Consider the following 13,525-nt stretch of genomic DNA (forward strand, 5'->3'; position numbering starts at 1 on the left):
GGCGGCCCGGAAACGCAACAACGTGATCATCGATCCTCTCGGCATGTGAACGGACATTGCCGCGAAGGGCCCCAAGCGGCCGAAAGGCGTCCCCGGAGCCGGTGAGACTGAGTGCTCTACTTGGCCCGTTCGGCCAAGTAGAGCACTCAGCAGGTGGACAGGACCGGGGGCGTCAGTTGCCGCCCAGGCCCCATGCGTCGAGGCTGCCGTAGATGTGGGCCTCTCGGCAGTGGGGGGCAGCGAACCCGACGGCCTCGCCGCGGTAGATGGCGATGAGGGAGTCCTTGCCCCGCCACCAGGTGTCGGTGAGTCCCTCGACTTCGGGTACTGGCTCGAATCCGTTGAGGTCCAGGTGGTCGACGGCGTCGCCTTTGATCTTCGTGACGGTCTTGGCCCAGTAGCCCGCGTGGTGGGCCAGTGCCAGGGCTTCCACCCATCCCTCTGTGCTGGCGTGCAGTGGTGTCCACTGGTGGGCATCGATGCCGAACTCGCCTGCGGGCCCGATCATGAATCCGTGGGCCATGGACACGCGGCAACCGCCGGCCGGGAATCTCCATCCGTCTGCGGCCGGGCCATCGGGAACGTCGGCTTCTAGAACGCGCGGGCCGCCTTCATAGGCGGGGGCGGGAGGCAGGGCGATGCCGCCCCAGCGCTCCTGGAAGGCCACGGCCCGGTCGATCTCCGCAGCAGGTATCCCGTGCTCGAGCCACCCGTCCCTATGGGACCGGATGTCCCGGTGGGGAACCCGCAGTCCGTGCGCCTCGACGAAGTAGCGGGCCCGGCGGCTCAGCCCTTCTGGCGCCCGGAAGGCACGCAGCACTCGTGTGTCCGCCATTAGGACTGGTTCCTATCGAGGGAGGTGTGCAGCACCGCCGCGGCGATCTCCTCTACGCGGTCCCGGGTGATTCCCGTGCGCTGTTCGACGGCGAGGGGGTGGTCGGTGGGTTCGAGTTCGACGAAGGGGCGCTCGCCGACCGGGCGGGTGTGGACGTGGGTCTTCAAGTTGAGAGTTGTGGGCGAGTAAGCCAAGAGGTCAGTAGTAAGCCAGCCGAAGTAGGGCTCTTCCGCTTCTCGACCGGGGGCGTCCCACAAGTCCGCCGCGTGGGAGAAGTTCTCGCGGCTTAGCGAGACCCAGACAGCCCAGGAAAACACCTCGCCGCTGCCGATGACCGGTATCTCAATCAGGCCCTTGACGAAGTAGTGCTGTGCCCGGATCACGCACTGCTCCGAGGAGAGCAGGCAGTCGTCCGCGTCAGCGAAGGCTGGATCCCACACGGTCGGGGCCTCGGCCGCGTAGTTCATGGGCAGCTCAGGGTGGTGCGCCCCACAGCACGAGCAGGTGAATCCGGTAACGTCGGTCATGACATGGAGCCTAGTGATCGCCTCCGCCACCCTCGATCGTTGGCGAGCGATACCTGCCCATCGGCAAGTGCGGGACGGGGAGCGAGGATGATGGGTGCATGTCTTCCTTGTCCATCGCGCCTCGTCCCCTGAACGACTCTGAGCGAGCTGTGCTGGAGTGTGTCCTCTCGATTGACTTTGTCGGCGCTTCAGCGCTGCGGAGCCAGTTGGACCAGACGGAAGTCGTGGCCATCTGGGCGCCCGATTCCGTGAGTATCGACCTGCGGGTTCGTGAGCCGGCGCAGCGTGCGGCCATGGCCTCCGAACTTGTTCCCGTCGACGCCCAAGTCCTCAACCAGTTCGGCGAGTACGTCGGTGAGCTGCTGGTATGGACTGAGGGAGGCGACACCCTGGCGGGTCTGGAATATGCCTGGATTACCGACGAGATGCCGACCTCTCTGCCATCTGTCGACCGATTGCAGCTCACAGTCCGCTGAGTGCCTGCCGCCTCATGCTGCGCAGGGAGATCGGGCGTCAAAGAAATCGACCTTCCGGCGGCAACCAGAGCGCTCAGATCCGTTGCAGGGCCCAGATAGGGGGCACTGTCGGTATCATCTATCTCGCAAATCCGCGCATGCCTTGCTGGGTCGGAACGTCCTCGCCTCGATGTCTGCGGCGAACTGGTGAGCGTAATCGGTGAGTGCATTCCGCAGGTCGGCGTAATGCCGCATCGGATCAGGGCGGGTGAGTTGGAACCATGTGGTGTTCCGGCGTCGCGCCCAGTCTTGTTGGACGTCCAGTGATTGCGCGGCTTCGATGGGACGAGGCGCGAACAGGTGCTCACCACACGTGACATGGACCCAGATGAACACGGACGGGTCCTGGCGCTTGCGGTCATCGAGGACGGGTTGCTTGCCGTGCGGAGGCTCCAGTCGGCTGGTCAGTTCCTGCCAGGTGCTGGGGTCGAGGGACCAGTCGCGGAGGGCCTCGCGGCGGTACTGATAGTCGATGAGCCCGTCGGCTCGGTTGCTGAGTTCTGCGGCGAGGTCGCTGAGGGCGATCCTGAAGTCCTGCACTTCGTGGGTGGATTTCATCCAGATATGAGTGTTGTCTTCGGTGTAGAGGGCCTTCTCGGCTTCGACGCCGAGATAGCGGGCGGCTTCGGGAATTGACGCTTGAGCTGTCCACTGGACGAGTTGGATGGCTGCGATCCGTCGGAGGATCCTGTGGTCGGTTGGGCCATCGAGTTTCTGGAAGTGGCGGGCATACCAGTTCGGCTCCAGGTGGGCGGGAATGTTTTCAGCCCGGTAGCCGGTGGGGCTGGGGGCAGCCCAGCCAGGAGAGGGGGAGTAGGTGCGGATAAGGGGTGCTGCGGCAGTACGCAATCGCTGTGAGCAGGATTTTTCGTACTTGGTGAAGATCTGGGCCCATCCCGCGCGAGCTGAGGTGCCGGTGAAGGCCGAATCGAAGAATTCAGCGAGGGCATCACGAAGACTGTCGATCTGTAGCAAGGAGTGGGCAGTGTCGAGGATCGCGCCGCAGGCAATTGGGTCGATAGGGGAAGTGTCGTGGACTCGGATGCCGCCAAGGATCCTTCGGGCGTCGGCCTCGATGTCGACGACCGGGGCGAATGTGGAGTCGACTCGACGCCTGCTATGGGGCCACGAAATAGTGATCAACGCAGTGAGCAGATGCAGGTCGCTGAAGTACTCGCGGACTTCGGGATTGTCGTCCTGGGTTTTGAGGAGGCTGAGAAGATGATGCTGCAGTGCCAGCAGTCGGGGGGCAGGACGCAAGGCGGGGGTGGGAGCTTGGTCGAGCCGGGCCCCGCAAGGAGGTCGTCTGAGTCTTCGAGCCGTAGCGGGTAACGGATAGCGGCATGCGGTGGGGTGGAGACCGCGAAAGCCGTCGAAGGGGATCAGCCTTGGTGCTCGGTCGTAGTCCGGTGGCTGCCCGCCCTGCGGACAGTGGTGGCCGAGGAAGCACTCATGCTGTGGACAGGCGAAGACGATTCCAAGGTGCCATTCCTTCTTCCAGGGACCGCCGTATTCGCGCTGGATTGGGCTGTCATCCCCAACCAGACACTGGGGACAGTAACGGTCGAGTCCGCCCAGGATCCATTTGTCGATCTGCGGGGCTTGGCCGTGCAGCGGCGGCAACCAGCTTTGGATCGGGGGGTAGTTGCGACGCCACGTGCTCAGTGTGAGGAGCCTGGCCTCACTGCGCGACAATCGGGTAGCTTGCGTGAACTCGTTGAGTGACAGACCGGGGAAATCTAGGACGAGTCGGCGAGGGAGATAGCCGCCACTGGTGGACACCAGGCCAGTGGTGCGCCCGAGCTCGCCAGGAGTCAGGTCGAGCCGGAAGGACAGCCTCAATAGGTAACCGGGCAGGGACTCGTCAGGCAACGGATCAAGGCTCCGGGGAAGGGGATGCACCGGCGTATTCAGCTTCCGGTGTCCGCGGCTGCCGGGCCGTGATCGTCGAGCACGGTGTTTCTGGGGCGCTTACGTTTGGCCGAGCGAGGGCCGGCGGCAGGTCCGTTCTTGACCGACGGGACAGCGGGGATTTCTCCAGCTCCGGAATCACGGGCGGTGTCCCCGTCGACGGTGATGGCGATGCCTTCGAGGAGGCTCTCGGTCAAGCACTCCTCACTCGAATCGATGGCTTCCTGGCAGCCGTCTTCGATCAGCCGTTCCAGCAGGCCGACCACGCCGTTGGTGCGCTCGAAGAGGTACTCGGGCATGCGCCCTCCGGTAAGCATCTCTGAGGGGGCGTCCATTAGCCTGAGCTGGGCTTCGACGCCGGTGAGATGGTCGATCCAGGCGGTGATCTGTTCGGCGGTGTCGTAGCGGAAGTGATCAAGTTCAACGAGGTCGAAGCGCCGCTCGGTTTGTGTCGCCTCCAGTCCGTGAACCTTGGCCTGCCGGGAGGAGGGGAAGATCACCTGGCCTGTGCGGGGATCGTTCCGGCCTTCTCGGAGAAGGCCCGAGCCGGGGATGTCCACTCCGATGAGGACGAGGGTGACGTGCATGCTCATGAAGGCCCGGATCAGGTCGAGTGTGTCCTGATCGTCGACTCGATGGAGGCGGAGCCTCGTAATGTCGTCCAGTAGAAGCGCCCTCGTTCCATGGTCATGCAAGGAAGCGGCGACCTGCCGGATCAACTCGGGAAGGTCCATGCGCGGGTGGATCGGGGCGCCGTAGAAGTTCAGGATGGCCTTGCAAAGACTCTTCGGCTTCGCCGTCACCGGGGTTTGCACATAGGCGACAGGAATGTGCAGGTCGCGGGCCCCGGCGACGGCATCTGGATTGAGGTGGCGCCGCAGTTCCAACCAGGTGTCCTCGAATGTCGCCAAAATCTCGCATCCCGTCTCTGTCTTGCCCTGGTATCCCCCGCCCGTGACCATGACCCCGGCCCGGGTGGTCGGCTTGTGCTTGAGCGCATTGGTCATGACCCGTCCGTGCAGCAGCTTGGTGACGGCTTTGGTCATCGGGGTCTGAAGCAGTGGGAGATTGGCGTGCGTAGCCGCGCGGTGCAGATCGTGCAGCGTCTTCTTCCTCGGGCTCAGCAGTCGCCATTCAGCCGGACTCAGCCGAGGTGCGGGCACGAAGTCGTGGCGAGTGCTGCGCCAGCGCTCCCAGCCGTCGACCGTATCCCGCATCGGCGGAAGGCCCGGCAGGACGAAAGGGACAGATCCTCTGCCGCTCGGGGCACTCATGTGGTCCCCGATCCCGGCTCATCGGCCTGGTCGACATCCTCATCGGGCAGCAGGAACAGGCTGCGGGCCCGCAAGGACTCACCCAGCAGAGGAGGCGCTGTCGGCGGCTGCGAGACGGCGGCCTCGCGGCGCCTCTGCCGGTCTGCAGTGACGGCTCGCCGAGTGGTGGCGGCCAGCTCGGATGGTGAGGCGGGTGGAGGAAGAGTGCTCAACGGAACCGGCGCCCGGTCGGACGCGGCAGCGCGGGCTCGTGCCATCTCGCGAGCCCGCTCGCTCTTCTGCTTGGCGGTCATCTGGGTGGGCCATGCCGCAACCGGCGTGCGTGTAGCCACCAACTTCAGCAGCACGGGCAGCAGTTCACCATCGTCGCGCGGTTTGAGGCCGGCGCGGGCAGCCTCGCGCAGCACTTCACGTACGCGTGTATCAGAGAAGGCCGGAACGTCGTCTCCCGGCGGCAGGCCGTTGCAACTCAGGGCATGCCAGAGCCCCGGGTGCTCGGGGTCCTCGAAGTAGACCTCGCGGCAGTCCCGCGGATCGCGACTGATGGCCCACTTGCCCTCGTGCCGTCCGCTGCGGCCGGATCGCTGGCCGCGATAGGAGTCCAGAACCGGGTCGGTGCCGCCGTACCAGAGTCCGCCGATCTTCACCCCACGACGGCGGTCGATCTTCACGAAGTGTGCCGGCAGAAGCTCGTAGTACAGACTCGGCTCAGGGATCTCCAGACTGATCCCGTCGCGGGCCGCCGCAGCCGCGAAGAGCGTGTTCGGACTGTGTCGCCCGCCCGGGTCCCAAGCAGGCGAATACTGATCAAGTCTCCGGTTTTGCCACACTGCGACAACCCAGGTTGCCAACAGGTGCTCCATCTCCGCCAGCGTCCAGACCGCGTCCCCCTCCGGGTCCACTCCGCGGTCAGCGACATCGACGCCGCGGAACCCGAGCAGGAGTTCCAGCAGCAGCGACTGGATCCCGGCGAAAGCACGTTCGCAGGCAGCCTTGTCAGTCGGACGCATCGCACGGGCCGGCAACAACTCCATCCCCAACGTGCGCGCGACCTGCACGATCTGGTGATTCTTGTAAACGCTGCCGTGATCGCTTGTCACCGTCTCCGGAGCGAAGAACGGCAAGCCAGCCACCCGGTGCCCAGCGAACTCGGCGACCAAGGCGGCCGGGACGCCGGGGTAGAGCCACTCCATCTCCTCGCCCCAGTCCGGGCGCATCGGTAGCGGCAGCAGCACATCCCGCAGCAGCATCGCCACCTCCACCGACGAGTCAGACACCGGCGTGAGACGGAACGCGACCAGCGAATGCGAGTAGGTGTCCAGGGCCAGGGTGAGATGGACGGAGATCGGGGCACCGAAGATGTCATCGAGCACCTTCACCGGCAGCGGCGTGGTGTCCAGCGCGACCACCTGCCCCGGCCGGACGATCACCACCTTCGCCTTCCCCGTCTCCACCGCCGCAGCGGAGCGGATGTATCGCTGCCGGGCCCCCTCGGCGCCGAACCACTCCTTCCACACCTTCGCCAGCGTGGTGTAGTGCGGCACCTCCACCTTCTTGCCCTCGGTCTCGAACTTCTCCCGCACGTACTGGTGGATCAACCTCTCCTTCGTTTTCATGCTCAGCTTCGAGCGATGTAGCGACTCGGCATGAACGGCACGGATCGCCTCGGCGACTTCGTCCCCGATCGCCCGGCGGCCTCGCAGGGGTGGTGTCCACCTTCCGTCCGCCAGCCCCATCAACCCGTTCTCGTCGTACTGAACAGCCATGCGTTTCAGCGTGCGCTCGCTGATCCACTCCAGCCCCAGCTGTTTGGCCTCCTGGCGGTCCAGATCCTTCAGCTCGTCCACCTTCGCGCGCCGACGCTCGGTCAGCGTGGTCCGCTCCGGGTCGTACTCGGCCCTGGGCTCACCGGGCCGGGCCCAGGACCGGCTGCCACTGCGGTAGCCCGTCTCCACCTCCAGCAGATGCGCCATCCGGATCCGGGCCCGCGTCAGGTCGTGCTCTTCAAGATCCTCAGTCCGAGGCCGCTGCTGCGCAGCGGCCATCAGGCCCTCCCCACCGGGTAAATCCACGTGGCATCGTCCAGCGGCTGAGTCAGATCCATCGCCAGTCGGCGGTGCCAGAGCAAGTGAACCGCATGTACGCGGGCCACCGCAGGCAGCGACGTCTCCTCCGCCAGCTCTCCGAACCGCCGAGGACGTTCCCGAACCAGCCCCAGCAGTTCTCCCTGAAGCCCGAGGCGGTCGGACATCGGACGCCTCCGCGCGGACAGCGCATCAAGGCCGGTCAGGACCTGGCGGCGCCAGCCGGACGCCACCAGGTAGCGCCACCCCACCGCACCAGCCGCCCACTCCGTTGCGGCGAACTTCACCAGATCCTTGTCCTTGACCAAATGACCGGGCCGGACATCGATCAGTACAGCCGTATCGGGCAAGAGCACCAGGAAATCCGGCGTGTGGTCCTCACTGCCGTCTGCAGTGGTGAACCGCAGCTTGAACGGTTGCGACAGCACCTCCACCACCTCGCCGGCGAAGTCCAGGGCAAGCAGCAGATTCCGCTCGGCCAGGCTCTCGAAGCCATGCATTCGACCCGTAGCCAGCAGGTACTGCAGTCCGGGTCGGTGCCGCTGACCCGCCCGCCAGGTGAACCCGCGAACTGGCACCGACGCGATGGCCGGGACACTGGCCAGCTCTTGGACCGGGCAGATCACCTCCGCCTGCGCGGTCTTCCATCTCGCCGTCCACCGCCGGGTCCACCCAGGCCCCATGTCCAATCTCTCCGCCACCGCCGGATCGATGGCGTACGGCGAGACGAGGTCATCCAGGGCGCAGCTGTGCGACCAGATCGGCCGGGATTCGATCTCCGGAGCATGGACCGTAACCGTCATGCCTCCAGAACAACGCGCTGCACCGCTTCCCGTACGGCTTCTCTCGAAGTCCCAGCAGGTCAGCGAACCAACCGCTACCCTGCGTGCCAACATCAACGCCCAGCGGGGCCAACTCAAGCGCTAAAGGGCCAACTCAGCCGCTCAGTCTCAGGAGCTGTGACTGAGCGCTCGACTTGGCCCGTCCGGCCAACTCAAACGCTCAGCGCCCCAGCCTCCGGACCAGGGATTTCTACGGATGGGCGAGCAGGGTCCATCAGGACCTCGCCCACCCCGAGAGGCACGACGAATCGAGGAGAGTTCACTGGCCTGCTGGAATGGACGGGCCAGCTCGTCAGCTCAGGCGGGCCTCCTGAAGTGCTCAGGGGCCAAGTCGAGCGCTCAGTCTCAGGAGCCGGTGGCCGTGCCGCCATCCCGTCATTGCATAAAACTGCATGCATACGTATAGTCATGCCATTGAGAGGGAGGCTTTCCGATGGCTCTACGTGTGGCAGTGGCCGGCGCCAGTGGGTACGCCGGCGGTGAGATCCTGCGGGTGCTGCTCGGGCACCCCGAGGTCGAGATCGGGGCCGTCACCGGCAACTCCAACGCCGGGCAGCTGCTCGGGGCGCTCCAGCCGCACCTCCTGCCGCTCGCCGGCCGGGTGCTGGGGGAGACCACCGCCACGACGCTCGCCGGGCACGACGTCGTCTTCCTCGCGCTGCCCCACGGGCAGTCGGCGGCCGTCGCCCGGCAGCTCGGGGCCGACACCCTCGTCGTCGACATGGGAGCCGACTTCCGCCTCCGGGACGCCGCCGACTGGGAACGGTTCTACGGCTCCGAGCACGCCGGGACCTGGCCCTACGGGCTGCCGGAACTGCCGGGTGCCCGCGCCGCGCTGGAAGGCTCCAAGCGCATCGCGGTACCGGGCTGCTACCCCACCGCCGTCTCGCTCGCGCTGTTCCCCGCGTACGCCGCGGGGCTCGCCGAGCCCGAGGCGGTGATCACCGCGGCGTCCGGTACGTCCGGCGCCGGCAAGTCGGCCAAGGTCCACCTGCTGGGCAGTGAGGTCATGGGCTCCATGTCCCCGTACGGTGTCGGCGGCGGGCACCGGCACACGCCCGAGATCACCCAGAACCTCAGCCATGTCGCGGGCGAGCACGTCACCGTGTCCTTCACCCCCACTCTCGCGCCCATGCCCCGCGGCATCCTCGCCACCTGCTCCGCCACGGCCCGGCCCGGCACCACGGCCGAGACGGTCCGCGCCGCGTACGAGAAGGCCTACGCGGACGAGCCGTTCGTCCACCTGCTCCCCGAGGGGCGGTGGCCCGCCACGGCGTCCGTCCACGGGTCCAACGCCGTACAGCTCCAGGTCACCCACGATCCGTACGCGAACCGGATCATCGCGATCAGTGCCATCGACAACCTCGCGAAGGGCACCGCGGGCGGCGCCGTGCAGAGCATGAACATCGCCCTCGGACTCCCTGAGGACACCGGACTCTCCACGATCGGAGTCGCGCCTTGAGCGTCACCGCACCGAAGGGATTCGCCGCGGCGGGCATCGCCGCGGGAATCAAGCAGAACGGCAACCCCGATCTGGCTCTCGTCCTCAACCGCGGCCCCCGTCGCGCCGCCGCGGGCGTCTTCACCTCCAACCGCGTCAAGGCCGCGCCCGTGCTCTGGTCGGAGCAGGTCGTGAGCGGCGGCGAGATCGCCGCTGTCGTTCTCAACTCCGGTGGCGCCAATGCCTGCACGGGCCCCCAGGGCTTCCAGGACACCCACGCCACCGCGGAGCGGGCCGCCGAGGTCCTCAGCGCTCCCGCCGCCGGCTCCACCGGCCCGTCCGAGCCGGTGGAGATCGGGGCCGGCCAGATCGCCGTCGCCTCCACCGGCCTGATCGGCGAGCTTCTGCCGATGGACAAGCTGCTGGCCGGCGTCGAGCGGGCCGCGGCCGAGCTCTCCGAGCACGGCGGGGAGAAGGCCGCCCTCGCCATCAAGACCACCGACACCGTCCACAAGACGGCGGTCGTCACCGGTCCCGGCGGCGCCTGGACCGTCGGCGGCATGGCCAAGGGCGCGGGCATGCTCGCGCCGGGCCTCGCCACCATGCTCGTCGTCCTGACCACCGACGCCGACGTCGAGGCCCCGTCGCTGGACCGCGCGCTGCGCGAGGCGACCCGTACGACCTTCGACCGCGTCGACTCCGACGGCTGCATGTCCACCAACGACACGGTGCTGCTGCTCGCGTCCGGCGCCAGTGGCACCGCCCCGCGCTACGAGCCGTTCGCCGAGGCCGTCCGTGAGGTGTGCGCGGACCTCGCCCGTCAGCTCATCGGCGACGCCGAGGGCGCGTCCAAGGACATCCGCATCGAGGTGGTCGGCGCGGCCGACGAGGACGACGCCGTCGAGGTGGGCCGCTCCATCGCCCGCAACAACCTCCTCAAGTGCGCCATCCACGGCGAGGACCCCAACTGGGGCCGCGTCCTGTCCGCGATCGGCACGACCGGTGCCGTCTTCGAACCGGACCGGCTGAACGTCGCCATCAACGGCGTGTGGGTGTGCAGGAACGGTTCGTTCGGCGAGGACCGCGGCCTGGTCGACATGCGCTACCGCGAGGTCCGCATCACCGCCGACCTGGCCGCCGGCGACGAGTCCGCCGTCATCTGGGCCAACGACCTCACCGCCGACTACGTCCACGAGAACAGCGCGTACAGCTCATGAGCACACGCAAACACACCGCGCTCCCCAAGGCGCAGACCCTCGTCGAGGCGCTGCCCTGGCTGGTCCGGCACAACAACAAGATCGTCGTCGTCAAGTTCGGCGGCAACGCCATGGTCGACGACGACCTGAAGGCCGCGTTCGCGCAGGATGTCGTCTTCCTGCGGCAGGCCGGCCTCAAGCCGGTCGTCGTGCACGGCGGCGGACCCCAGATCAGCGCCCAGCTCGACCGGCACGGCCTGGTCAGCGAGTTCCGGGCGGGCCTGCGTGTCACCACGCCCGAGGCCATGGACGTCGTACGGATGGTGCTCGCGGGCCAGGTCCAGCGCGAGCTGGTCGGGCTGCTCAACGCACACGGCACGCACGCCGTCGGCCTCACCGGCGAGGACGCCCACACCCTCACCGCGACCAAGCACCAGCCGCGCATCGAGGGCGAACTGGTGGACATCGGCCGGGTGGGCGAGATCAGCGCGATCGACACGGGCCTGATCACCACGTTGCTGGACGACGACCGCATCCCGGTGGTCTCCTCCATCGCCCGCAGCGCCGACGACCACCACGTCTACAACGTCAACGCCGACACGGCCGCCGCCGCGCTCGCCGTCGCCCTCGGCGCGGAGATGCTCGTCGTCCTCACCGACGTCGAGGGCCTCTACGAGGACTGGCCGAACAGCGACGACGTCATCAGCCGCCTCACGGCGACCCAGTTGGAGAAGCTGCTGCCCGAACTCTCCAGCGGGATGGTGCCGAAGATGCAGGGCTGCCTGTACGCGGTGCGCGGCGGCGTGGCGACGGCGCGCGTCATCGACGGGCGGGTGCCGCACTCGATCCTGCTGGAGATCTTCACCGACGAGGGCATCGGCACGATGGTCGTACCGGACGGGCCGGCCGGCCGCGACGCATCCGGCGCGCCGCACGAGCGGGGCGCGGACGCCACCCCCGGCCCCGGCGCACCGCACACCACAGGAGGGGACACCCAGTGAGCGACATCGCGGTCACCGGCGCGAGCGGGACCACGCCGACCGGCGCCGGCGAACCAGCCGGCAACGACGCGCTCTCCCGCCGGTGGGAGGCCGTCATGACCGACAACTACGGCACGCCCGGCCTGTCCCTCGTCCGCGGCGCGGGCGCGACCGTCTGGGACGCGGACGGCGCCGCGTACACGGACTTCGTCGGCGGCATCGCCGTCAACGCGCTCGGCCACGCGCACCCCGCCGTCATCGAGGCGGTGTCCCGGCAGATCGCCTCGCTCGGGCACGTCTCGAACCTCTTCATCGCCGAGCCGCCCGTCGCGCTGGCCGAACGGCTGATCCAGCTGTCGGGCCGCCCCGGCCGCGTGTACTTCTGCAACTCCGGTGCGGAGGCCAACGAGGCCGCGTTCAAGATCGGCCGGCTGACGGGCCGCCGGCACATGGTCGCGACGGTCGGCGGCTTCCACGGCCGGACCATGGGCGCGCTCGCGCTGACCGGCCAGGAGGGCAAGCGGGCACCGTTCGCGCCGCTGCCGGGCGAGGTCACGCACGTCCCGTTCGGTGACACCGACGCGCTGCGCGCGGCCGTCACCGAGGAGACAGCGCTCGTGATCATCGAGCCGATCCAGGGTGAGCTGGGCGTGGTCGTCCCGCCGAAGGGCTACCTGGAGGCGGCCCGCGAGATCACCCGCGCCACCGGCACCCTGCTCGTCCTCGACGAGGTGCAGACGGGCGTCGGCCGTACGGGCCAGTGGTTCGAGTACCAGGCCCACCAGGGCGTCGAGCCCGATGTCGTCACCCTCGCCAAGGGCCTCGGCGGGGGCCTGCCGCTCGGCGCGACCCTCGCGTTCGGCGCGGCGGCGGACCTGCTGAAGCCGGGTCAGCACGGTACGACGTTCGGCGGCAACCCGGTCGCCTGCGCCGCCGGGCTCGCGGTACTCGACACGCTCGCCGCGGACGGCGCGCTCGATCACGTGAAAGCTCTCGGCGAGAAACTCCGCGAGGGGATCGAGGGGCTCGGCCACCCGCTGGTGTCCCACGTCCGCGGTGCGGGCCTGCTCCTCGGTATCGTGCTGGAGGAGCAGCTCGCGCCGGCGGTGCAACGGGCGGCTCAGGACGCCGGTTTCCTGGTGAACGCGCCCGCCCCCGATGTCGTACGGCTGATGCCGCCGCTGATCATGGGGGACGGCGAGGCCGACGGATTCCTGCGGGCGCTGCCGGGCGTCCTGGACGCGGCCCTTGAGGCGGTACGGGACGCGGCGGCGAAGAACGACGGAACAGGGCCCGGTCCGAACTGAGCAGAACTGAGATGAGACGACGACGATGAGTGAGCCGCAGCAGCAGGGCGGTCCTTCGCTGCCCCAGACGAGAATGGCCCGGCACCGCCGGATCGTGGACATCCTGGGCAGGCAGCCGGTGCGCTCGCAGAGCCAGCTGGCGCGGCTGCTCGCGGACGACGGACTGACCGTCACCCAGGCCACGCTCTCCCGCGACCTGGACGAACTCGGCGCGGTCAAGATCCGCAACGCCGGAGGCGAACTCATCTACGCGGTACCCAGCGAGGGCGGCTTCCGCACCCCGCACGCCCCGCTGGGGGAGTCGGTCAAGGAGGAGCGCATGCGCCGCCTCGCCGGCGAACTCCTCATCTCGGCGGAGGCGTCCGCGAACCTCGTGGTGCTGCGGACGCCTCCGGGCGCGGCGCAGTTCCTGGCGTCCGCCATCGACCAGGCAGAACTCGGCGACGTGCTCGGCACGATCGCGGGCGACGACACGCTCATGCTCATCAGCCGGGACCCGGCGGGCGGCCAGGAACTCGCCGCCCACCTCCTGAAACTGGCCGAGGCGGGCCACGAGCGCGAGGCCCGCGACCGCTGACCCGGCCCGTCGGGCCGCCGGCCCGGGTGTCGGGTG

The 13,525-nt window shown here is 68.1% G+C and carries 12 protein-coding genes; 6 read left to right on the plus strand and 6 right to left on the minus strand.

What is annotated here, in order from left to right:
• Positions 1-172 precede the first annotated feature (172 nt).
• Both OG310_RS28490 and OG310_RS28495 read right to left on the minus strand, forming a co-directional pair.
• The gene (locus OG310_RS28490; protein ID WP_329458713.1) at positions 173-835 is read right to left on the minus strand and encodes a hypothetical protein; all 663 of its coding nucleotides are present in this window, start codon (positions 833-835) and stop codon (positions 173-175) included.
• Positions 835-1,302 carry a DUF2199 domain-containing protein gene (locus tag OG310_RS28495; protein ID WP_329460437.1) on the minus strand — a complete coding sequence of 156 codons (468 nt, stop codon included), beginning with the start codon at positions 1,300-1,302 and terminating at the stop codon, positions 835-837. Before OG310_RS28495 ends, OG310_RS28490 begins: the two co-directional genes overlap by 1 nt.
• 158 nt (positions 1,303-1,460) lie before the next feature.
• Here OG310_RS28495 and OG310_RS28500 point away from each other — a divergent pair, with 158 nt between their 5' ends.
• Entirely contained in the window at positions 1,461-1,838 is a 378-nt protein-coding gene (locus OG310_RS28500) for a hypothetical protein (protein ID WP_329458714.1), read from the plus strand.
• Between the two features lie 114 nt (positions 1,839-1,952).
• Here OG310_RS28500 and OG310_RS28505 read toward each other — a convergent pair whose 3' ends face one another.
• From OG310_RS28505 to OG310_RS28520, 4 genes are read right to left on the minus strand one after another with little or no spacing between them, the layout of a single operon-like run.
• A complete protein-coding gene (locus tag OG310_RS28505) occupies positions 1,953-3,779 on the minus strand; it encodes a TniQ family protein (protein ID WP_329458715.1) in 1,827 nt (608 codons plus the stop codon).
• 8 nt (positions 3,780-3,787) lie between these two features.
• Positions 3,788-5,005 (minus strand): TniB family NTP-binding protein, encoded by a 1,218-nt coding sequence (locus tag OG310_RS28510; RefSeq protein WP_329458716.1) that lies wholly within the window; start codon positions 5,003-5,005, stop codon positions 3,788-3,790.
• A 53-nt stretch (positions 5,006-5,058) separates the two neighbouring features.
• Positions 5,059-7,107 (minus strand): transposase, encoded by a 2,049-nt coding sequence (locus OG310_RS28515; RefSeq protein WP_329458717.1) that lies wholly within the window; start codon positions 7,105-7,107, stop codon positions 5,059-5,061.
• The gene (locus tag OG310_RS28520) at positions 7,107-7,949 is read right to left on the minus strand and encodes a TnsA-like heteromeric transposase endonuclease subunit (RefSeq protein WP_329458718.1); all 843 of its coding nucleotides are present in this window, start codon (positions 7,947-7,949) and stop codon (positions 7,107-7,109) included. The genes OG310_RS28515 and OG310_RS28520 overlap by 1 nt, the downstream gene beginning before the upstream one ends.
• 472 nt (positions 7,950-8,421) lie before the next feature.
• Here OG310_RS28520 and argC point away from each other — a divergent pair, with 472 nt between their 5' ends.
• Genes argC through OG310_RS28545 form a run of 5 tightly spaced genes read left to right on the plus strand, consistent with a single transcriptional unit; the run spans position 8,422 to position 13,489 of the window.
• Positions 8,422-9,450: an N-acetyl-gamma-glutamyl-phosphate reductase gene (gene argC / locus OG310_RS28525; protein ID WP_329458719.1), complete on the plus strand. Its 1,029-nt coding sequence runs from the start codon at positions 8,422-8,424 to the stop codon at positions 9,448-9,450.
• Positions 9,447-10,646, plus strand: a complete 1,200-nt coding sequence (gene argJ, locus OG310_RS28530; protein WP_329458720.1) for a bifunctional glutamate N-acetyltransferase/amino-acid acetyltransferase ArgJ — start codon at positions 9,447-9,449, stop codon at positions 10,644-10,646. Before argC ends, argJ begins: the two co-directional genes overlap by 4 nt.
• The gene (gene argB / locus OG310_RS28535; RefSeq protein WP_329458721.1) at positions 10,643-11,626 is read left to right on the plus strand and encodes an acetylglutamate kinase; all 984 of its coding nucleotides are present in this window, start codon (positions 10,643-10,645) and stop codon (positions 11,624-11,626) included. The genes argJ and argB overlap by 4 nt, the downstream gene beginning before the upstream one ends.
• A gap of 5 nt (positions 11,627-11,631) precedes the next feature.
• The gene (locus OG310_RS28540) at positions 11,632-12,912 is read left to right on the plus strand and encodes an acetylornithine transaminase (protein WP_443078903.1); all 1,281 of its coding nucleotides are present in this window, start codon (positions 11,632-11,634) and stop codon (positions 12,910-12,912) included.
• A 25-nt stretch (positions 12,913-12,937) separates the two neighbouring features.
• Positions 12,938-13,489 (plus strand): arginine repressor, encoded by a 552-nt coding sequence (locus OG310_RS28545; protein ID WP_329458722.1) that lies wholly within the window; start codon positions 12,938-12,940, stop codon positions 13,487-13,489.
• Positions 13,490-13,525 lie beyond the last annotated feature (36 nt).

The sequence above is a fragment of the Streptomyces sp. NBC_01497 genome (assembly GCF_036250695.1).
GTDB lineage: Bacteria > Actinomycetota > Actinomycetes > Streptomycetales > Streptomycetaceae > Streptomyces.